17 protein-coding genes and 5 tRNA genes are annotated in these 18,661 nt (G+C 65.3%); 21 read left to right on the forward strand and 1 reads right to left on the reverse strand.

From position 1 onward, the window contains the following. Positions 1–7: 7 nt before the first annotated feature. The 8 genes from ACZ75I_RS03730 (at position 8) to ychF (ending at position 7,072) form a co-directional block, all read left to right on the forward strand. Complete coding sequence (locus ACZ75I_RS03730; protein WP_472958723.1) at positions 8–1,693, forward strand: tetratricopeptide repeat protein; 1,686 nt, start codon at positions 8–10, stop codon at positions 1,691–1,693. Continuing rightward, a complete protein-coding gene (gene lolB, locus ACZ75I_RS03735) occupies positions 1,690–2,349 on the forward strand; it encodes a lipoprotein insertase outer membrane protein LolB (protein WP_472958724.1) in 660 nt (219 codons plus the stop codon). The genes ACZ75I_RS03730 and lolB overlap by 4 nt, the downstream gene beginning before the upstream one ends. Continuing rightward, positions 2,346–3,215, forward strand: coding sequence for a 4-(cytidine 5'-diphospho)-2-C-methyl-D-erythritol kinase (gene ispE / locus ACZ75I_RS03740; protein WP_472958725.1), 870 nt, complete (start codon positions 2,346–2,348; stop codon positions 3,213–3,215). The genes lolB and ispE overlap by 4 nt, the downstream gene beginning before the upstream one ends. An 11-nt stretch (positions 3,216–3,226) precedes the next feature. Next, positions 3,227–3,303: transfer RNA gene (locus ACZ75I_RS03745), tRNA-Gln, on the forward strand. Between the two features lie 140 nt (positions 3,304–3,443). Continuing rightward, positions 3,444–4,403 carry a ribose-phosphate diphosphokinase gene (locus tag ACZ75I_RS03750; RefSeq protein ID WP_005415400.1) on the forward strand — a complete coding sequence of 320 codons (960 nt, stop codon included), beginning with the start codon at positions 3,444–3,446 and terminating at the stop codon, positions 4,401–4,403. A gap of 109 nt (positions 4,404–4,512) precedes the next feature. Continuing rightward, positions 4,513–5,130, forward strand: a complete 618-nt coding sequence (locus ACZ75I_RS03755) for a 50S ribosomal protein L25/general stress protein Ctc (RefSeq protein WP_005408191.1) — start codon at positions 4,513–4,515, stop codon at positions 5,128–5,130. A gap of 48 nt (positions 5,131–5,178) precedes the next feature. Beyond that, positions 5,179–5,757: an aminoacyl-tRNA hydrolase gene (pth, locus tag ACZ75I_RS03760; protein WP_134527759.1), complete on the forward strand. Its 579-nt coding sequence runs from the start codon at positions 5,179–5,181 to the stop codon at positions 5,755–5,757. A gap of 223 nt (positions 5,758–5,980) precedes the next feature. Then, a complete protein-coding gene (gene ychF / locus ACZ75I_RS03765; protein ID WP_472958726.1) occupies positions 5,981–7,072 on the forward strand; it encodes a redox-regulated ATPase YchF in 1,092 nt (363 codons plus the stop codon). 617 nt (positions 7,073–7,689) lie between these two features. Here ychF and ACZ75I_RS03770 read toward each other — a convergent pair. After that, entirely contained in the window at positions 7,690–10,428 is a 2,739-nt protein-coding gene (locus ACZ75I_RS03770) for a TonB-dependent receptor plug domain-containing protein (RefSeq protein WP_346476631.1), read from the reverse strand. A 170-nt stretch (positions 10,429–10,598) separates the two neighbouring features. On the opposite strand from ACZ75I_RS03770, the gene ACZ75I_RS03775 reads away from it, so the two are divergent. The 13 genes from ACZ75I_RS03775 to rplL all read left to right on the forward strand — a co-directional run bounded on the left by ACZ75I_RS03775 (position 10,599) and on the right by rplL (position 18,449). Then, positions 10,599–11,618 (forward strand): cyanophycinase, encoded by a 1,020-nt coding sequence (locus ACZ75I_RS03775; protein ID WP_472958727.1) that lies wholly within the window; start codon positions 10,599–10,601, stop codon positions 11,616–11,618. Between the two features lie 138 nt (positions 11,619–11,756). Further along, positions 11,757–12,773, forward strand: a complete 1,017-nt coding sequence (locus tag ACZ75I_RS03780) for an isoaspartyl peptidase/L-asparaginase family protein (protein WP_472958728.1) — start codon at positions 11,757–11,759, stop codon at positions 12,771–12,773. Positions 12,774–12,910: 137 nt separating this feature from the next. Further along, positions 12,911–12,996, forward strand: a tRNA-Tyr gene (locus tag ACZ75I_RS03785). A 24-nt stretch (positions 12,997–13,020) separates the two neighbouring features. After that, positions 13,021–13,094: transfer RNA gene (locus ACZ75I_RS03790), tRNA-Gly, on the forward strand. A gap of 49 nt (positions 13,095–13,143) precedes the next feature. Continuing rightward, positions 13,144–13,219 (forward strand) — tRNA-Thr (locus tag ACZ75I_RS03795). Between the two features lie 41 nt (positions 13,220–13,260). Continuing rightward, positions 13,261–14,451: an elongation factor Tu gene (tuf, locus tag ACZ75I_RS03800; protein ID WP_049416993.1), complete on the forward strand. Its 1,191-nt coding sequence runs from the start codon at positions 13,261–13,263 to the stop codon at positions 14,449–14,451. Between the two features lie 102 nt (positions 14,452–14,553). Then, positions 14,554–14,629 (forward strand) — tRNA-Trp (locus ACZ75I_RS03805). A gap of 49 nt (positions 14,630–14,678) precedes the next feature. Next, the gene (gene secE / locus ACZ75I_RS03810) at positions 14,679–15,092 is read left to right on the forward strand and encodes a preprotein translocase subunit SecE (protein ID WP_004145202.1); all 414 of its coding nucleotides are present in this window, start codon (positions 14,679–14,681) and stop codon (positions 15,090–15,092) included. A 10-nt stretch (positions 15,093–15,102) separates the two neighbouring features. After that, positions 15,103–15,663, forward strand: coding sequence for a transcription termination/antitermination protein NusG (gene nusG, locus ACZ75I_RS03815; RefSeq protein ID WP_004154362.1), 561 nt, complete (start codon positions 15,103–15,105; stop codon positions 15,661–15,663). Between the two features lie 299 nt (positions 15,664–15,962). Continuing rightward, complete coding sequence (rplK, locus tag ACZ75I_RS03820; protein WP_004145248.1) at positions 15,963–16,391, forward strand: 50S ribosomal protein L11; 429 nt, start codon at positions 15,963–15,965, stop codon at positions 16,389–16,391. A 4-nt stretch (positions 16,392–16,395) separates the two neighbouring features. Further along, complete coding sequence (gene rplA / locus ACZ75I_RS03825; RefSeq protein ID WP_005415407.1) at positions 16,396–17,094, forward strand: 50S ribosomal protein L1; 699 nt, start codon at positions 16,396–16,398, stop codon at positions 17,092–17,094. Between the two features lie 386 nt (positions 17,095–17,480). Then, positions 17,481–18,017 carry a 50S ribosomal protein L10 gene (rplJ, locus tag ACZ75I_RS03830; RefSeq protein ID WP_010480377.1) on the forward strand — a complete coding sequence of 179 codons (537 nt, stop codon included), beginning with the start codon at positions 17,481–17,483 and terminating at the stop codon, positions 18,015–18,017. A 63-nt stretch (positions 18,018–18,080) separates the two neighbouring features. Continuing rightward, positions 18,081–18,449, forward strand: a complete 369-nt coding sequence (rplL, locus tag ACZ75I_RS03835) for a 50S ribosomal protein L7/L12 (RefSeq protein WP_005415408.1) — start codon at positions 18,081–18,083, stop codon at positions 18,447–18,449. The last annotated feature ends 212 nt before the right edge of the window (positions 18,450–18,661 follow it).

Below are 18,661 nucleotides of genomic sequence, written 5' to 3' on the forward strand. Positions count from 1 at the left end.
GCCGACGATGCCCGCATTGATTCGCATCCCCAGTGTTCTGCTGCTGTCCCTGGCCTGCGCCCAGGCCCTGGCGGCGGTGCCGCCCAAGGCCCCCGTGCGGGCCGCGGCCACCGGGGAACTGGCGCTGGAGCCGGTGATGGCCGGTGAGTTCGCCCTGCAGGCCGGCAAGCTGGCCGAGGCCGCGCGCTGGTACCTGCAGGCCGCGCAGCAGACTGACGGCGATGCTGGCCTGGCCGAGCGCGCGACCCGTATCTCCATGCTTGCCAACGATGACGCCAGCGCCGCCAAGGGCCTGGCCCTGTGGCAGCAGCGCGCCCAGCGTTCGTTGACCATGCGCAGCGCCGCCGGTGCGCTGGCCATGCGCCAGGGTGATGTGAAGGCCGCCCGCACTGAATTGCAGGCGCTGCTGGCCGACCCCGACGAGCGCGGCTGGAAGTTCGCCCTGGCCGCGCTGATCGGCGGTGGCCGCGACCCGGCGGTGCCGGCGCAGGTGCTCGGCGAGCTGGTCGATGCCAATGCCATTCCACCGAAGATCGAGGCCTGGCAGGAGTTCGGCCGCCTCGCCCTGCGCATGGACAAGCCCGACCTGGCGCGGCGCATGATCGATGAGGTGGTCAGACGCTTCCCCGAAGAACCGCGCGTAGCCTTGCTGCGTGCCAGCCAGCTGCAGCAGGCGGGCGAGACCGACAAGGCCTTGTCGCTGCTGCACGACGTCGAGCCGAAGACCCGGCAGGACCCCGAGCTGCGCAATGCGGTGGCCATCGCCTACGACAGCCTGGGGCAACCGGCTGCGGCCGAGCGCGTACTGGCATTCGGCCCGCAGGATGTGCAGACCTGGGGCATGCGCGCTTCACTGTTGGCCAAGCAGGGCGACAAGGCGGCGCTGTCCAACCTCTACAACGAACTGTCGCGGCAGGCGGCCAAGCCGGACCCCGCGCAGCGCCTGCTGCTGGGCAAGATCGCCGAATACCTGAAGCGTTATCCCGAGGCGGTGCAGTGGTACCACAGCGTGCCCGGTGGCGATGAACTGAGCGAGGCGCGCCTGCGCGCGGCCAATGCCCAGGCCCTGGCCGGGCGCCTGCCGCAGGCATTGGATGAAGTGCACGCGATCCAGTCCGATGCGGTGGTCGACGACGATGTGCGCCGCGATGCCTACCTGCTGGAAGCCGAACTGCGCCAGCGTGCTGACGACAGTGCCGGGGAGCTGGATGCGCTGGCCCGCGGCCTGGCCGCCTACCCGGATGACAATGGCCTGCTGTACGCCCGCGCGCTCACCTGGGAGCGTCGTGACGATATTGCGCGCGCCGAAGCCGACCTGCGCAAGATCCTGGTGACCGATCCGGAAAACGTGCCGGCCCTGAACGCGCTGGGCTATACCCTGGCTGACCGCACCGGGCGCCTGCAGGAGGCGCTGGAGCTGATCGACCGCGCCCGCGTCGCCGAGCCGGACAACGCCGCCATCGTCGACAGCTATGGCTGGGTGCTGTATCGCCTGGGCCGCAAGGACGAAGCGCTGGTGCAGCTGCGCCGGGCGTGGACCCTGGCCAAGGACCCGGAGATTGCCGCCCATGTCGGCGAAGTGCTGTGGGTGCTGGGCAAGCATGACGAGGCCCGCCACTTCTTCGACGAAGCGGCCAAGCTCGACCCTGAAAACCGCGCGCTGCTGCGCGCCCGCGAGAAATTCAATCCATGAGTGTTTCCCTGATCCGGCCGCTGCTGTTGGTGGCTGCGACCCTGGCGGTGACCGCCTGTACCAGCGTGGGCACGCAGAAGACCCCGCCACCGGCGGTGGTCGAGACGGTTTCGGCCGAAGCGGCGCAGGCCGAAGCGGTGCGCGTGGCCGCCCTGCATGCACAGCCGGACTGGGCCTTCCAGGGCCGGGTCGCGGTCAGCAAGGGCAAGGACGGCGGCAGCGGTCGCATCGACTGGAAGCAGCAATGCCGCCGCTACGTGGTGGAGTTGAGCGCGCCGGTGACCCGGCAGAGCTGGAAGCTGACCGGCGATACCCATTCCGAAGCTGGCCGCCTGGAAGGACTGACGGGCGGCCCGCGCGACGGCGAGGACGCCCAGCAGCTGTTGCTGGAGGCGACCGGCTGGGACATTCCGGTCAACCAGTTGCCGGAGTGGATCCGCGGGCTGGTTGCAGGCGACGCCGCCGGCCCCGAGACGGTCGAACGCGACGGTGAAGGCCGGCCGCGCCGCATGCAGCAGATGGGCTGGCAGGTACAGTACCTGGACTGGTACCCGGCCGACGCCGGACGGCCGGCGCTGCCGCGCCGGATCGAGGCCAGCAATGGTGACGCCAAGGTGCGCCTGCTGGTGGACCAGTGGGGGCAGGGCACGCCATGAGCGGGGCAGTCGACGACGCGGGCTGGTCCTGGTGGCCGGCCCCGGCCAAGCTGAACCTGTTCCTGCACGTCACCGGCCGCCGGGCCGACGGCTACCACGAACTGCAGACCGTGTTCCGCCTGCTGGACTGGAGCGATCGCATCGGCCTGCGCCTGCGTGAAGACGGCCAGGTGCGCCGGCACGGCGAGGGCCTGGCGGGCGTGGCCGAGGCCGACGATCTGGCGGTACGTGCCGCGAAGCTGCTGAAAGAGTCGACCAATGTCGCGCAAGGTGCGGACATCATCGTTGAAAAGCATGTTTCAGCCGGTGGCGGCTTCGGTGGCGGCTCGTCCGATGCGGCCACGGTACTGGTGGTGCTGAACCGGCTCTGGCAGGCCGGGCTGGACGAAGAGGCGCTGGCCGCGCTGGGCCTGCGCCTGGGCGCCGACGTGCCGGTGTTCGTGCGCGGCCGCAACGCCTGGGCCGAAGGGGTGGGCGAGCGCCTGCAGCCGATCACGCTGGCGCCGGCCTGGTATGTGGTGGTCGAACCGGGCGTTCATGTTCCCACGCCGGCCCTGTTTGCAGACCCGGATTTGACGCGCGACAGCCCAGTGGCGAAAATAGAGGACTTCGCTTCCGGGACCCTGGTCGGGAACGCGTTCGAACCGGTGCTGCGCCGCCGTGAGCCTGCCGTCGAGGCAGCGCTTGCCGCGTTGAGCGACATCGGCACGGCGCGGCTGACCGGTTCGGGGAGTGGTTGTTTCGTCGAATTCGCGTCGCAGTCTGCTGCAGAGCAGGGACGGTCGAAATTGCCGAAGGAGTTGCGGGCAAGGGTGGCTGCGGGCGTTGCGCGTTCGCCACTGCTGGATGCACTCGAGCAACACTGATTTATCAATGCAGGGGCGTCGCCAAGAGGCCCAAGGCACCAGGTTTTGATCCTGGCATTCGTAGGTTCGAATCCTACCGCCCCTGCCAATAGCGGCTGTGTCCGCGCCTTCCAGCGCATCGCCCGCGCGGGACGTGGAAACAACCGCGGTGTTGTCAGCAGCAAGGGTCCATCCGGGTCCTTGCCGCCCCCGGATCCCCGCCACTCGTCCCCGCCCGAGACAATCATGATGCAAGAGTCCCCGAACCTGCTGGTCTTTTCCGGCAACGCCAACAAACGTCTGGCGCAGAACATCTGCAAGGAACTGGGGGTTCGCCCGGGCAAGGCGTTGGTCTCGCACTTCTCCGATGGCGAAGTGCAGGTGGAGATCGAAGAGAACGTCCGCAAGCAGGACGTGTTCGTGATCCAGCCGACCTGCGCGCCGAGCGCGGAAAACCTGATGGAACTGCTGGTGCTGATCGACGCGCTCAAGCGCGCATCGGTGGCCAGCGTGACCGCGGTGGTGCCGTACTTCGGCTACTCGCGCCAGGATCGCCGCATGCGCTCCTCGCGCGTGCCGATCACCGCCAAGCTGGCGGCGAAGATGTTCAGCACCGCGGGCGCTGATCGCGTGCTGACCGTCGACCTGCACGCCGACCAGATCCAGGGCTTCTTCGATATTCCGGTGGACAACGTGTATGCGTCCCCGCTGCTGCTGGCCGACATCTGGCGCGCCTACGGCACCGAGAACCTGATCGTCGTCTCACCGGACGTGGGCGGCGTGGTCCGCGCCCGTGCGGTGGCCAAGCGCCTGGATGACGCCGACCTGGCCATCATCGACAAGCGCCGCCCCCGCGCCAACGTCTCCACCGTGATGAACATCATCGGTGACGTCGAAGGCAAGACCTGCGTGATGGTCGATGACATCGTCGATACCGCCGGCACCCTGTGCGCCGCTGCCGCTGCCCTGAAGGCGCGCGGTGCGCTCAAGGTCGCTGCCTACTGCACCCACGCGGTGCTGTCGGGCCCGGCAGTGGACAACATCACCAATTCCCAGCTCGACGAGCTGGTGGTGACCGACACCATCCCGCTGAAGGACGCCGCGCGGGTGTGCAGCAAGATCCGCCAGCTGAGCGTGGCGGAAATGCTGGCCGAAACGATGCGCCGCATCGCCTTCGGTGAGTCGGTCAGCTCGCTGTACGTCGACTGAGTTTTTCGTCCCTGCCGGCAACGGCGGGGGCATACCCGGATGCTTCTGGTCGCGGAAGCATCTTCAACCGCCACGCCGCAGGGCGCGGCAACAACCTGAGTAGTCGAAAATGTCGAAGACCCATGAAATCAAGGTCACCAAGCGTGAACTGCAGCGTAAGGGTGCGAGCCGCCGCCTGCGTCACGCTGGTGTGATCCCGGCCATCGTGTACGGCGGCAACGCCGAGCCGGTCGCCATCAGCCTGGACCACAACGAAATCTGGCTGGCCCAGCAGAACGAGTGGTTCTATGCCTCGATCCTGGACCTGAACCTGGACGGCCAGGTGCAGAAGGTCCTGCTGCGTGACATGCAGCGCCACCCGTACAAGCAGCTGATCATGCACCTGGACTTCCAGCGCGTGAACGAGAACGAAGCCCTGACCGCTTCGGTCCCGCTGCACTTCGTCAACGAAGACACCTCGCCGGCCGGCAAGGCTGCCGACGTCGTGGTCACCCACGAACTGAAGGAAGTGACCATCACCTGCCTGCCGAAGGACCTGCCGGAGTCGATCGAAGTCGACCTGGGCGAGCTGAAGGCCGGTGACGTGGTGTACCTGTCCGACATCAAGCTGCCGAAGGGCGTGGAAATCCCGGCCCTGGCGCTGGGCAAGGACCACGACGACGCCATCGTCACCGCCAAGGCCGGCAAGGCCGACGAGGCTGACGAAGAAGCGGCTGCCGCCGAGTAATACCGTTACGGTGCCTGCCTGCGGGCAGGCACCGTACTGGAAGGAACGATGGCAGGACTGCGACTGATCGTCGGTCTGGGCAACCCCGGATCGGAACACGCCCGGACCCGGCACAATGCCGGGTTTCATTTCGTTGAGGCCCTGGCGGAAAAGGCCGGTGCGCGATGGAACGTGGACAGCAAGCTGTTCGGTGAGACCGCCAAGGTCGAGATCGCCGGGCAAACGGTGTGGCTGCTCAAGCCCGCCACCTTCATGAACCTCAGTGGCAAGTCCGTCACCGCCGCGCAGCGGTTCTGGAAGATCGAGCCGGAAGAGACCCTGCTGGCCCATGACGAACTGGATCTGGCGCCCGGTGTGGCGCGGCTGAAGTTCGACGGTGGCCACGGTGGCCAGAACGGCCTGCGTGACACCATCCGCCTGCTCGGTCACGGCAAGTTCCATCGCCTGCGCGTGGGCATCGGCCATCCCGGCCACAAGGACCGCGTGGTGGGTTGGGTGCTCGGCCGCCCGTCGAAGGACGACGACGTGCTGATCGCGCGCGCCATCGACGATGCGATCGACGTGCTGCCGCTGGCGGTGCAGGGCGATTTCAACGAAGCGATGAAGCGGCTGCACACCCCGAAATAAGCTGTAGGTACCGACCGTTGGTCGGTGTGGAACCATCCAATCCGCTAGGTACCGGCCGTTGGTCGGTACGGAACCAACCAATCCGGTAGGTACCGGCCGTTGGTCGGGACGGAACCAACCAATCCGGTAGGTACCGACCGTTGGTCGGTACGGAGAATGATTGGAAAAGCAGCGCCCAGGCCGCTGTTTCCCCAATCACTTTCACCCCAGAGAGCTGTCACCCATGGGTATCAAATGCGGCATCGTCGGCCTGCCCAACGTCGGCAAGTCGACCCTGTTCAATGCGCTGACCAAGGCGGGTATCGCCGCGGCGAACTTCCCGTTCTGCACCATCGAGCCGAACGTCGGCATCGTGCCGGTGCCGGATCCGCGCCTGAACGAGCTGGCGGGCATCATCAACCCGCAGAAGGTCATCCCGACCGCGGTCGAGTTCGTCGACATCGCCGGCCTCGTGGCCGGTGCCGCCAGCGGTGAAGGCCTGGGCAACAAGTTCCTGGCGCACATCCGCGAAGTCGATGCGATCACTCACGTGGTGCGCTGCTTCGAGCATGGCGACATCGTGCACGTGGCCGGCAAGGTCGATCCGATCTCGGACATCGAAACCATCGATACCGAGCTGGCGCTGGCCGACCTGGACAGCGTCGAGAAGGCACTGAACCGTGCCGAGCGTGCGGCCAAGGGCGGCGACAAGGATGCGGCGGCGCGCAAGCCGGTGCTGGCCAAGCTGCAGGCGGCACTGTCCGACGGCAAGGCCGGTCGCTCTGCCGGCCTGGACGAGGAAGAGAAGGCGCTGGTGCGCGACCTGTTCCTGCTCACCCTGAAGCCGGTGATGTACATCGCCAACGTGCTGGAAGACGGTTTCGAGAACAACCCGCACCTGGACGCCGTGCGCGCGCATGCCGCCGCCGAGGGCGCGCAGGTGGTGCCGGTGTCGGCCGCGATCGAAGAAGAGCTGTCCCAGCTCGACGACGAAGACCGCGATACCTTCCTGGCCGATCTGGGCCTGAGCGAGCCGGGCCTGAACCGCGTGATCAACGCGGCCTACAGCCTGCTCGGCCTGCAGACCTACTTCACCGCAGGCGTGAAGGAAGTCCGTGCGTGGACCGTGCGCAAGGGCGCCACCGCTCCGCAGGCTGCCGCGGTCATCCACACCGACTTCGAGAAGGGCTTCATCCGCGCCGAAACCATCGCGTATGACGACTTCATCAAGTACAAGGGCGAAGCCGGCGCCAAGGAAGCCGGTCGCCTGCGCCTGGAAGGCAAGGAATACCGCGTGCAGGAAGGCGATATCCTGCACTTCCGCTTCAACGTCTGATCCAGCGGCATCGGATCGACCCCGGACGCCCCGCCTTGTGCGGGGCGTTCGCGTTTCCGGCGATGGACAAAAAATCACCACGCTGCGAAACGCTTGCGGCGTGACGTTCGCCGGCACTTGTCCACAGCAAACTCCCATCGCTTTCCACGCCAGGTGTGGAAAACCGACGAACCTGATGTAGAGCCGAGCCCATGCTCGGCTGATGCCAGCCGGAGCCGAGCGTGGGCTCGGCTCTACAAGGGGCTCGCCCGCGTGACCTGGACAAATTTTCACCGCGCTTCGAAACGCCTGCGGTGCAATGCTCGCACCCACTTGTCCACATCAAGTTCCCATCGCTCTCCACGTACCGTGTGGAAAACAATCGAGGCCGTGGACAAAAAATCACCACGTCCGGAAACGCCTGCACCGCAACGCTCGAACCCACTTGTCCACACCAAGTTCCCATTGCTTTCCACGTGCGGTGTGGAAAACCCCAGATGGCCCGCTCTGGTAGTCTCCCACCTTGGTGGGCGCGGTGGAACAGTGCCCACCAAGGTGGGCATCTACCAGAGCCAGGTTCCCAAACAACAAGGCCCGCCAATGGCGGGCCCCGTCGTCCACGTCCTGCGTAACCGCGCTTACAATGCGCTGCCACCGAACTTGTGGGTGTACTGCAGGTTGATGGTGCGGCCGACGCTGTCGAACCAGGACACGTCGTAATACGGATACGCGGTGTAGGTGGCGTCCTTCGGCGGCATCTTGTTGAAGACGTTCACCACCGACAGCGACAGGCGCGAGTGGTCGTCGAAGCGGTACTGCAGCGAGGCGTTGTAGCGATAGGTCGCCTTCACGTACGGGCTGTCACCGCTGTCCCAGTCGAACACCTGGTCGTAGCTGTCCGAGGTCGGCAGCTTGCCCAGGCGCGAGCCATAGACCGTGGCCGACCACGCCTCCTTCTCCCAGCTCACGCTCAGGCTGGTCTTGGTGCGCGGAATGTCGAAGCCACTGTTGACCGCGAACTGGTCCAGGGTCGGATCACCCGGGTAGCGCTGGAAGTCGTGCTTCTTCACCCAGGTGTGCGTGCCGTTGAGGACGAAGTCGCCGATGCTGGTCTGCAGGCGGTAGCGCAGGCCGACGTCGATGCCGGAGGTGGACTCGCGGGCGACGTTGATCGGGGCGACACGCACGCCGTACAGGCGGCCATCACTGGTGCGGGTGATGCGGTCGAGCGCATCCACGCAGGTCGGCGCGCTGATGTCGGCGCTGCCGAGGCGGCAGTTTGCTTCGTTGGCCAGGAGCGTGCGCACGTCCATGTCCTGCACCTGCTTGCGCATGTCGATGTCGAACCAGTCCACCGACAGGTCCAGGCCGATCGCCGGCGACCAGACGAAGCCGGCGCTCCACGAGGTGCTGGTTTCCGGGTCGAGCTGGCGGTTGCCGGTGCGGCTGCGGATCAGGTTGCGCTCGTAATCGGAACAGTCGCTGGCTTCCTCAAGGCGGCAGGTGTACAGATCCTCGGCGCTGGTCTCGTCGTTGCCCGGTCCGGCAAACACATAGTGCAGGTCCGGTGCACGGAATGCGGTGCCGTAGGAGCCGCGCACCAGCAGGGTATCGATCGGGCGCCATTCCAGGCCGCCGCTCCAGGTCGCCTTGCCGATGGTGTGGCCGGAATAGCGGTACTGGTCGTAGCGGCCGGCGACGCTCAGGTTGACCGTCTCGTGCAGCGGCATGCGCAGCTCGGCCGCCGTGGCCCAGCGGTTGCGCGAACCGTTGCCGTCCGAATCCTTCCAGCTGTAGTAGTAGTACTGGGTCGCCAGCGGATCGGGATTCAGCGAGTACGCCTGCTGGCCTACTTCCACGGTCGCGGCGAAGCCGGCGTCACCGCCCGGCAGGCCGAACAGCGTGGAATTGGTCAGCGTGAACGCGGCCGTCTCGGTCCGCGACTTCGGGGTGTAAGTGGTACGCGCCGCGATCGAGTCGTACTCGGCGCGGGTCAGTGGCCGGTACAGGCGTGACGGATCGGCGTTGTAGACCGGGAAACCGTCGTCGTCCACGCCCAGCTGCGGGCCCAGGAACAGGTCATTGGCCTTGGCGGCAATGATCTGTGCCCAGCTGATGCGCGACTGGTACTGCGAATGGCTCAACGCCGCTTCGTAATCCCAGTTGCCAATCAGGTTGCCCTTGAAGCCGGTGGTCACGCTGAAGGTCTTCTGCGTGCTGCGCACCATGGCGTTGCGCAGGCCGCCCATTTCCTCGGGCGAGAACTGGCGCTGCCAGAACTCGATCTCGCCAGTGGCTTCGTTGTTGAAGTAGCCCGACTCATCACCGTTGGCATCCATGCGGCCCCACTGGGTGACGTCGCGCATCAGCGACATCGTGTGGTAGCCCAGCTGCACATCGGCGAACCACTGCTGGCCATTGTCGAAGTCATAGCTCAGCGACGCGTAGCCGTTGGCACCGCGGCGCTTGCTGAGGATGGTGCCGTAGCCGATCGAGCTGTCGCTGCCGCAGTAGTAGCCGTAGCGCGGGCGGTACGCGCGGTAGGTGCTGCCCTGATTCTGCCCGGCCAGCGCTTCGCAGGTGGCCGTACCCGGATCCAGGTAGTCGTCGTTGTAGTCCGTGCGCAGGTAAGCGCGGCGGGCGATGCGCGAGCCCTCGGTGGGGCCGTCCTGGGTCGAATCCTGGATGTCGCGCTCGTACGCCCACAGCGGGCGCTGCGACTGCAGCTCGACGCTGTACACGGCGTTGAAGTTGCCACGGCTGAAACCGCTGGCCAGGCTCATGTCGAACGACTCGCCGCCGCCTTCGGTGGTGGTGCCCATGCGCATGTCGATCGTGGTGCCGTCGGCCTTCTTCTTCAGGATGAAGTTGACCACGCCGGCGATCGCGTCCGAGCCGTAGATGGCCGAAGCGCTGCCGGTCAGCACTTCGATGCGCTCGATCATGCCCAGCGGGATGTTGGAGACATCGGTGAAGTTGCTGCGGCCCTTGAACGGCATCGGGAAATCGGCAATGCGCCGGCCATTGACCAGCACCAGCGTGTGGTTCGGGCCCAGGCCGCGCAGGTCCACCTGCTGGGCGCCCGGCGAGAAGTCGGCGCCACTGGAAGACTGCTGGCTCTGCGTCTCACCGCCGTTCTGGGTCATTGCACGCAGTACGTCCGGCACGCTGGTGAAGCCACTGGAGCGGATCTGCTCGGCATTGATCACCGTGATCGGAGCGGGGCCTTCCACCTGGGCGCGCGGAATGCGCGAGCCGGTGACCTGCACCGCGTCCAGTTGTTGCACCGAAGAGGAAGCCGGTGCCTGGGCCGCCGCGGAAGCAGCCACGCCCATCAACGCCAGCTGGATCGACCACGCCATCGCCTGTCTACGCATGAGGAATTCTCGGAAATGAAGCCGGCCCGCAGAGGAGGGGCCCTGTCCCCCATTCAGACTTCCGGAATGGGCGCGCGCATTTAACGCCTTTTTCATGTCCTTGACTACTGGGCCCCTATCTGGCAAAGAGTGAAAACGCTTGCAACTCGATTTTGTTCGGGGAGATCAAGATGCGACGCCTCGACCGGACCCTGCCTGGCCCCTTCGCCTGGCTGGCGCTGCTGGTGCTGGGCTGGCCATTGGCCACGCCCGCGCAGGACCTGCAGGGCCCCGGCTTCGCCTATTACGAAGTCGGCGATCTGGAATCCCCGCGTCCCGGTCCGCGCGCGCCCGCCATGATGCTGATGGGTGGTGGCGAGTGGGTGCCGGAGGCGTTCCAGTGGTGGCTGAAGCAGGCCGGCAATGGCCGTGTGCTGATTCTGCGCGCCTCCGGTGGCGACGAACTGCAGGACCGCCTGTACCGCGAGATCGGCGGCACCACCGCAGTGCAGACCCTGGTCTTCGACAGCCGCCGCGGTGCCGATGATCCGGCGGTGCTGCGCGTGGTCGCCGCGGCCGATGCCATCTTCATTGCCGGCGGCGACCAGTCCCGCTATATCCGCTTCTGGAAGGGCACCGCACTCAACCGTGCACTCAACGCCCATGTGCGCGCCGGCAAGCCGATTGCCGGTACCAGCGCTGGCCTGGCCATCCTCGGCGGCTATGCCTATGGCGCCATGGATGGCGGCAGCATCACCTCGGCCGGTGCGCTGGCCGACCCGATGGGCAGTGCCGTGACCCTGGACAGCGGCTTCCTGCAGATGCCCTACCTGCAGCGCGTGGTCACCGACGCCCATTTCGACAAGCGGGACCGGCTCGGCCGCCTGATCGTGTTCGTGGCACGTGCCGCCCAGGACAGCGGCGACCCTGACATCGTCGGCATCGGCGTCGATGAGGACACCGCCCTGTGCGTTGAGCCCGATGGCCGGGCCCAAGTCTACAGCGCAGATGGCGAAGGCAAGGTGTGGGTGGTCAGCCCCGGCCGCGACGCCGATCGCCTGGTCGAGGGGGAACCGCTGCGCTTCCATGCGGTGCCGGTGACGGTGGTCGCCAGCGGCAGCCGCATGCGGCTGGATGATTTCCAGGCCGAGGCCGATTACCAGGCCGTGGCCGACGTCAGTGACGGCGAGATCGAAGTCATCCGCCAGTGACCCGGCGATCCTGTGGCCACGCATGGGATGCTGTAGAGCCGAGCCCGCGCTCGGCTGCTCTTCAATCGAGGCATCAGCCGAGCATGGGCTCGGCTCTACGATGATGCCTCCCTTGCCCACCTGCTGGAGACGTATCCGATGAAACTGCGCCTGGCGCTGTCTATGCTGCTGTCCCTGCCCATGCTTGCCCAGGCCGCACCGGCCGCTTCACCGCTGCTGGTCATCCACGGCGGCGCCGGTGTCGAGCGCAAGGACCTGTCGCCGGCTGAGGAGAAGGCTGCGCGCGACGCGCTGAGCGCGGCGCTGCTGAAGGGCCATGCCGAACTGGCGGCCGGTCGCCCGGCGCTTGCAGCCGTCACTGCGGCAATCACCGTGCTGGAGGACGATCCGACCTTCAACGCCGGCAAGGGTGCGGTGTTCACCCATGACGGCCACAACGAACTGGATGCCGCGGTGATGGATGGCGCCACCCAGGCTGCAGGTGCGGTGGCCGGCGTGCAGCGGGTGCGCAACCCGATCCTGCTGGCCCAGACCGTGATGCAGAAGTCCAGGCACGTGATGATGGTCGGGCAGGGGGCCGAGGCGTTCGCGGTGGAGCAGGGCATCAGCCTGGTCGATCCATCCTATTTCCGTACCGACAAGCGCTGGCAGCAACTGCAGCGTGCATTGAAGGAAGAGGCCCGTGGCCAGGCGCACGCCGACCTGGAGACCGCAAGGCACTTCGGCACGGTGGGCGCGGTTGCGCTGGATGCGCAGGGGCAGCTTGCTGCCGGCACCTCCACCGGTGGCATGACCAACAAGCGCTATGGCCGTGTGGGCGATTCGCCGATCATCGGCGCCGGTACCTGGGCCGACGCGGGCTGCGCGGTATCGGGCACCGGGTGGGGCGAGTACTACATCCGGACTGCGGCCGCGCACGAGATCTGTGCACGCATGCGCTACCAGCGGCAGACGCCGGAGCAGGCCGGCAGGGGCGTGATCAACGAGATGATTCCGAAGATGGGCGGCGACGGCGGCGCGATCGTGCTTGCCGCAGACGGAAAAATGGCCATGCCGTTCAACACCCACGGCATGTATCGGGGCTGGATTGGCGCCGATGGCGTCCCCCATGTCGCAATTTTCGCCAGCGAGACCCTGCCGGTTCCTGGGCAATAACCTTGCGTATCAATGGGTTTGCGACAACGTGTGAAAAAGATGGAAAAAAGCGTTGACAGCCCCCCGCCTGATCAGCAGAATAAGCGGCTCACCACCACACACCGCAACGCTTCGGCGGCAACGGGTTGGGGTGGTAAGGAGGGATACCCAAGCGGCCAACGGGGGCAGACTGTAAATCTGCTGGCTTACGCCTTCGGTGGTTCGAATCCACCTCCCTCCACCAGTTTCACGTTGTGACATTCCCGGCGCGGGAGTAGTTCAATGGTAGAACCTCAGCCTTCCAAGCTGATGGTGCGGGTTCGATTCCCGTCTCCCGCTCCATTGAATGAACTTTGAATATTATCGAGTTCATGTCATAATGCAAAACTCGGCTCACGTAGCTCAGTCGGTAGAGCACTTCCTTGGTAAGGAAGAGGTCGAAGGTTCGATTCCTTTCGTGAGCACCATCTCAAGCATCACCTCTCAGACGAATTCGAGATAAGCAGCCATGGCCAAGGGTAAGTTCGAGCGCACCAAGCCGCACGTCAACGTCGGCACCATCGGTCACGTCGACCACGGCAAGACCACGCTGACCGCCGCACTGACCAAGATCGGTGCCGAGCGCTTCGGTGGCGAGTTCAAGGACTACTCCTCGATCGACGCCGCGCCGGAAGAAAAGGCACGTGGCATCACGATCTCGACCGCGCACGTCGAATACGAATCCCCGATCCGTCACTACGCCCACGTTGACTGCCCGGGCCACGCTGACTACGTCAAGAACATGATCACCGGTGCCGCCCAGATGGACGGCGCGATCCTGGTGTGCTCGGCCGCTGACGGCCCGATGCCGCAGACCCGTGAGCACATCCTGCTGTCGCGCCAGGTCGGCGTGCCGTACATCGTCGTGTTCCTGAACAAGGCCGACATGGTGGACGATGCCGAGCTGCTCGAGCTGGTCGAGATGGAAGTGCGCGAGCTGCTGAGCAAGTACGAGTTCCCGGGCGACGACACCCCGATCATCGCCGGTTCGGCCCGTCTGGCGCTGGAAGGCGACCAGAGCGACATCGGCGTGCCGGCCATCCTGAAGCTGGTCGACGCGCTGGACAGCTGGATTCCGGAGCCGGAGCGTGCGATCGACAAGCCGTTCCTGATGCCGGTGGAAGACGTGTTCTCGATCTCGGGCCGCGGCACCGTGGTGACCGGTCGTATCGAGCGCGGCGTGATCAAGGTTGGCGACGAAATCGAAATCGTCGGCATCCGTCCGGTGCAGAAGACCACCGTGACCGGCGTTGAAATGTTCCGCAAGCTGCTGGACCAGGGTCAGGCAGGCGACAACGCTGGCCTGCTGCTGCGCGGCACCAAGCGTGACGACGTCGAGCGTGGCCAGGTGCTGGCCAAGCCGGGCACGATCAAGCCGCACACCAAGTTCGAAGGCGAAGTGTACGTCCTGTCGAAGGACGAGGGCGGCCGCCACACCCCGTTCTTCAACGGCTACCGTCCGCAGTTCTACTTCCGCACCACCGACATCACCGGCGCCGCCAAGCTGCCGGAAGGCGTCGAAATGGTGATGCCGGGTGACAACGTCAAGATGGAAGTCACCCTGATCAACCCGGTGGCCATGGACGAAGGCCTGCGCTTCGCCATCCGCGAAGGTGGCCGTACCGTCGGCGCCGGCGTGGTCTCGAAGATCATCGAGTAAGCCTGCAGTGCCGGTGGTTGCATAGCGCCGCCGGTTACGCGAATGGCGGGCCGGGAACCTCGGTCCGCCTTCGCCGTCTAAGGGAAGGCAAGTTTTCAACGTACGCCAGTAGCTCAATTGGCAGAGCAGCGGTCTCCAAAACCGCAGGTTGGGGGTTCGAGTCCCTCCTGGCGTGCCATCTGCCCACCTTATCCAGCGGCCTGGGCCGCTAAAGCAGACACAGCCGGATGAATAGCAAGATCGAACACTCCAAGGACAACTCCGCCAACGGTGGAGATATCGTCAAGTATGTCGCCGCATCGCTGCTGGTGCTGGCCGGTCTGTTCGTCTGGTTCTGGTTCTCCGCCGACTCCGGTCGCGCCGCCCAGCTGGGTGCGTGGGCGGGTCAGCTGCGTGCATTGGCGGTCGTGGTCGGTCTGGTTGGCGGTATCGGCGTGTTCATGCTGACCGGCAAGGGGCGCGACACCCGCGAATTCCTCTCCGAGTCGCGCTTCGAACTGCGCAAGGTGGTCTGGCCGACGCGCCAGGAAGCCGTCCGCATGACCTGGGTCGTGATCGTCGTGGTGCTCATCCTCAGTCTTCTGCTGGGTGGCTTCGACTTCCTGATCCAGAAACTGACTCAGTGGTTCCTGAGCCGCTAAGGAGAATTGCATGAAGCGTTGGTACGTCGTTCACGCCTATTCGGGCTTCGAGAAGTCGGTGGCGCAGGCTCTGCGCGATCGCATCGTCCGTGACGGCATGGAAGAGCGCTTCGGCGACGTCCTGGTCCCGACCGAGGAAGTGGTCGAGATGCGCGCCGGCCAGAAGCGCCGTTCCGAGCGCAAGTTCTTCCCGGGTTACGTGCTGGTCCAGATCGAGACCCACGAGGAAGCCGGCATTCCGCGCATCGACAACGAAAGCTGGCATCTGGTCAAGGAAACCCCGCGGGTCATGGGCTTCATCGGCGGAACCGCCGATCGTCCGCTGCCGATCGCCGATTCCGAGGCCGAGGCCATCCTGAACCGCGTTCAGGAAGGCGTCGAGAAGCCGCGTCCGAAGGTGCTGTTCGAGCCGGGCCAGATGGTCCGCGTCACCGACGGTCCGTTCAACGATTTCAATGGCGTCGTCGAAGAAGTCAACTACGAGAAGAGCCGTCTGCGCGTCTCGGTGCTGATCTTCGGTCGTGCCACTCCGGTCGAGCTCGAGTTCGGCCAGGTCGAAAAGGCCGTCTGACCTGTCCTGTCGAGTCGAGCCATGCTCGACTCCGGGGTCTGGATGGTGCGGTAGTCGGGCATGGCTCGACTCTCCAAAGGGAACCGGGCCTGGCCCGGTTCCGTTCGTTTACCTGCCGCTTCAGGCATGTGAAGAAAAAACCTGTTATAGTGCGCGGCTCCCCGCTGGGGAAGCCAGCAGGACGAGGCCGCCGCAAGGTGGCCTTCAGCATGATTTCAAAACGCGATGCCGGGACGCGTGATTCCCGGTCCGATGGGGAGCCTGTTGTCGAAAGGCGCTAGCACCCGGAGAGCACTCACATGGCAAAGAAAGTTGTCGGTTACATCAAGCTGCAGGTGAAGGCCGGTCAGGCCAACCCCTCGCCGCCGGTCGGTCCTGCGCTGGGTCAGCGTGGCCTGAACATCATGGAATTCTGCAAGGCGTTCAACGCTGCCACGCAGAAGCTCGAGCCGGGTCTGCCGGTTCCGGTGATCATCACGGCCTACTCGGACCGTACGTTCACCTTCATCACCAAGAGCACCCCGGCTACCACCCTGCTGAAGAAGGCCGCTGGCATCTCGTCGGGCTCCAAGCGCCCGAACACCGAGAAGGTCGGCAAGGTCACCCGTAAGCAGCTGGAAGAGATCGCCAAGGCGAAGGAACCGGATCTGACTGCCGCCGACCTGGACGCCGCCGTGCGTACCATCGCTGGCTCTGCCCGTTCCATGGGCCTCGTGGTGGAGGGTTAATAAGATGGCACAGACCAAGCGTGAGAAGGCCATCAAGGCCGCCGTCGTTCCGGGCAAGGCATACGCCTTCGAGGACGCGATCAACATCCTGAAGACCGCCACCAAGGCCAAGTTCGTCGAGTCGATCGACGTCGCCGTGCGCCTGGGCGTCGATGCGAAGAAGTCCGACCAGCAGGTCCGTGGCTCTACCGTGCTGCCGGCCGGTACCGGCAAGTCGGTCCGCGTCGCCGTGTTCGCTCCGGCCGGTGCCAAGGCTGACGAAGCCCTGGCTGCTGGCGCCGACGCCGTCGGTATGGATGACTTGGCCGAGAAGATGCAGGCCGGCGATCTGAACTACGACGTCGTCATCGCGACCCCGGACGCCATGCGCGTCGTCGGTAAGCTGGGCACCGTGCTGGGCCCGCGCGGCCTGATGCCGAACCCGAAGGTCGGCACCGTTTCCCCGAACCCGGGTGAAGCTGTGAAGAACGCCAAGTCGGGTCAGGTCCGTTACCGCACCGACAAGGCCGGCATCATCCACTGCACCATCGGCAAGGCCGACTTCGCCGAAGACGCGCTGAAGTCGAACCTGACCGCGCTGCTGCTGGACCTGATCAAGGCCAAGCCGGCCACCTCGAAGGGCACCTACCTGCAGAAGGTTTCGGTCAGCTCGACGATGGGCCCGGGCGTCACCGTCGACCAGTCGTCGCTGACCCTGAAGTAATTGTTTCAAGCGGTCACGGTGCCCCGGGTGCCGTGACCGTGACATTTGAAGGCATCGCTGGCAGTGCATCGCCCGCGGTAGCCGTCAAAGACCGCAGGCGCGGTCGTGGCAATACCGGCGACGGGCATGGAAGCTCGATCTGGCAAGGAGTCGCCGCCGGAGCAGTCAGGAGCGCTTAATCGATTCCCCGGAATCACCCTGCGTAGATGGTGCCCTTCTGGAGTTTTTCTGGTTCACGCACGTCTGGGTTTCCCAGGTTGGCCCACTCCAGGTCTAGAACGGCCCACCCCCGGAACATCATCCTGATGTTCCCGGCGTCCAGGATGGATGCCGCACAGGACCGCACACGGCAGGAGCCGTAAGCGGAGTTCAATAGGAGGAGTGCAATGGCTCTCAATCTGTCCCAGAAGCAAGAAGTAGTCGCCGAGCTGGCAGACGTCGCCGCCAAGGCCCACTCCTTGATCGCAGCCGAATACGCTGGCACCACGGTCGCCCAGATGACCGCGATGCGCAAGCAGGCTCGTGAAACCGGTGTTTTCTTGAAGGTTGTCAAGAACACCCTGGCTTCGCGCGCCGTTGAAGGCACCGAGTTCGCAGTCGCCCAGGACCAGATGGTTGGTCCGCTGCTGTACGCGTTCTCGCTCGAGGAGCCCGGCGCTGCCGGTCGCCTGATCAAGGAAGCCGCCAAGGGCAACGACAAGCTGAAGGCTAAGGTCGTCGCCATCGGTGGCGAAGTGTTCCCGGCAAGCCACGTCGAAGTGCTGGCCTCGCTGCCGACCCGCGACCAGGCCCTGGCCATGCTGGCCCGCGTCCTGACCGAGCCGGTCACGATGTTTGCCCGCGCCATCAAGGCCGTTGGCGAGAAGCAGGGTGGTGGCGATGTCGCCGCTGACGCTGCCGAGCCGGCCGCCGAGACCGCCTGAGTTTCGACTTACCGTGGTTCCTGACGGAACCTCAATCCAGAAAATCATCCAAAGGTATTAATCATGTCCCTTACCAACGAACAGATCGTCGACGCCATCGCCGAGAAGTCCCTGATGGAAGTGATGGAGCTGGTCAAGGCCATCGAAGAGAAGTTCGGCGTCTCCGCCGCTGCTCCGGTTGCCGTGGCTGCTGCCGCTGGCCCGGCTGCTGCTGTTGAAGAGCAGACCGAATTCGTCGTCACCCTGAAGACTGCCGGCGAGAAGAAGGTCGAAGTCATCAAGGCCGTCCGCGCCATCACCGGCCTGGGCCTGAAGGAAGCGAAGGACCTGGCCGAAGCCGGCGGCGTCCTGAAGGACAACGCTTCGAAGGAAGAAGCCGAGAAGATGAAGAAGGACCTGGAAGCTGCTGGCGCGACTGTCGAAGTCAAGTAAGCAGTTACCTTGCATCGTCACCGATTCGCGGCGATGCAGCCAAGGCTGGGGGCGTAAGCCCCCGGCCTTTGGTCGTTGTTGCGGTGTTGTAGATCCGCGCTATGCGTGGATGTGAAAAAAGCAGGAAAAAGCCCAACACGGGCTGCAGTCAAACCCCGGCAGGCCAGCGCCGAGCGCGGCAGCGGGGGAGTGGTAGCAGACGAGTTGGCAGT

Source organism: Stenotrophomonas sp. X, assembly GCF_055721025.1.

What these genes read in the sequence shown, in the direction of transcription:
- ACZ75I_RS03730 (WP_472958723.1), top strand. Translation starts at nt 8, where the DNA reads ATGCCCGCATTGATTCGCATCCCCAGTGTTCTGCTGCTGTCCCTGGCC.
- lolB (WP_472958724.1), top strand. Translation starts at nt 1,690, where the DNA reads ATGAGTGTTTCCCTGATCCGGCCGCTGCTGTTGGTGGCTGCGACCCTG.
- ispE (WP_472958725.1), top strand. Translation starts at nt 2,346, where the DNA reads ATGAGCGGGGCAGTCGACGACGCGGGCTGGTCCTGGTGGCCGGCCCCG.
- ACZ75I_RS03750 (WP_005415400.1), top strand. Translation starts at nt 3,444, where the DNA reads ATGCAAGAGTCCCCGAACCTGCTGGTCTTTTCCGGCAACGCCAACAAA.
- ACZ75I_RS03755 (WP_005408191.1), top strand. Translation starts at nt 4,513, where the DNA reads ATGTCGAAGACCCATGAAATCAAGGTCACCAAGCGTGAACTGCAGCGT.
- pth (WP_134527759.1), top strand. Translation starts at nt 5,179, where the DNA reads ATGGCAGGACTGCGACTGATCGTCGGTCTGGGCAACCCCGGATCGGAA.
- ychF (WP_472958726.1), top strand. Translation starts at nt 5,981, where the DNA reads ATGGGTATCAAATGCGGCATCGTCGGCCTGCCCAACGTCGGCAAGTCG.
- ACZ75I_RS03770 (WP_346476631.1), bottom strand. Translation starts at nt 10,428, where the DNA reads ATGCGTAGACAGGCGATGGCGTGGTCGATCCAGCTGGCGTTGATGGGC.
- ACZ75I_RS03775 (WP_472958727.1), top strand. Translation starts at nt 10,599, where the DNA reads ATGCGACGCCTCGACCGGACCCTGCCTGGCCCCTTCGCCTGGCTGGCG.
- ACZ75I_RS03780 (WP_472958728.1), top strand. Translation starts at nt 11,757, where the DNA reads ATGAAACTGCGCCTGGCGCTGTCTATGCTGCTGTCCCTGCCCATGCTT.
- tuf (WP_049416993.1), top strand. Translation starts at nt 13,261, where the DNA reads ATGGCCAAGGGTAAGTTCGAGCGCACCAAGCCGCACGTCAACGTCGGC.
- secE (WP_004145202.1), top strand. Translation starts at nt 14,679, where the DNA reads ATGAATAGCAAGATCGAACACTCCAAGGACAACTCCGCCAACGGTGGA.
- nusG (WP_004154362.1), top strand. Translation starts at nt 15,103, where the DNA reads ATGAAGCGTTGGTACGTCGTTCACGCCTATTCGGGCTTCGAGAAGTCG.
- rplK (WP_004145248.1), top strand. Translation starts at nt 15,963, where the DNA reads ATGGCAAAGAAAGTTGTCGGTTACATCAAGCTGCAGGTGAAGGCCGGT.
- rplA (WP_005415407.1), top strand. Translation starts at nt 16,396, where the DNA reads ATGGCACAGACCAAGCGTGAGAAGGCCATCAAGGCCGCCGTCGTTCCG.
- rplJ (WP_010480377.1), top strand. Translation starts at nt 17,481, where the DNA reads ATGGCTCTCAATCTGTCCCAGAAGCAAGAAGTAGTCGCCGAGCTGGCA.
- rplL (WP_005415408.1), top strand. Translation starts at nt 18,081, where the DNA reads ATGTCCCTTACCAACGAACAGATCGTCGACGCCATCGCCGAGAAGTCC.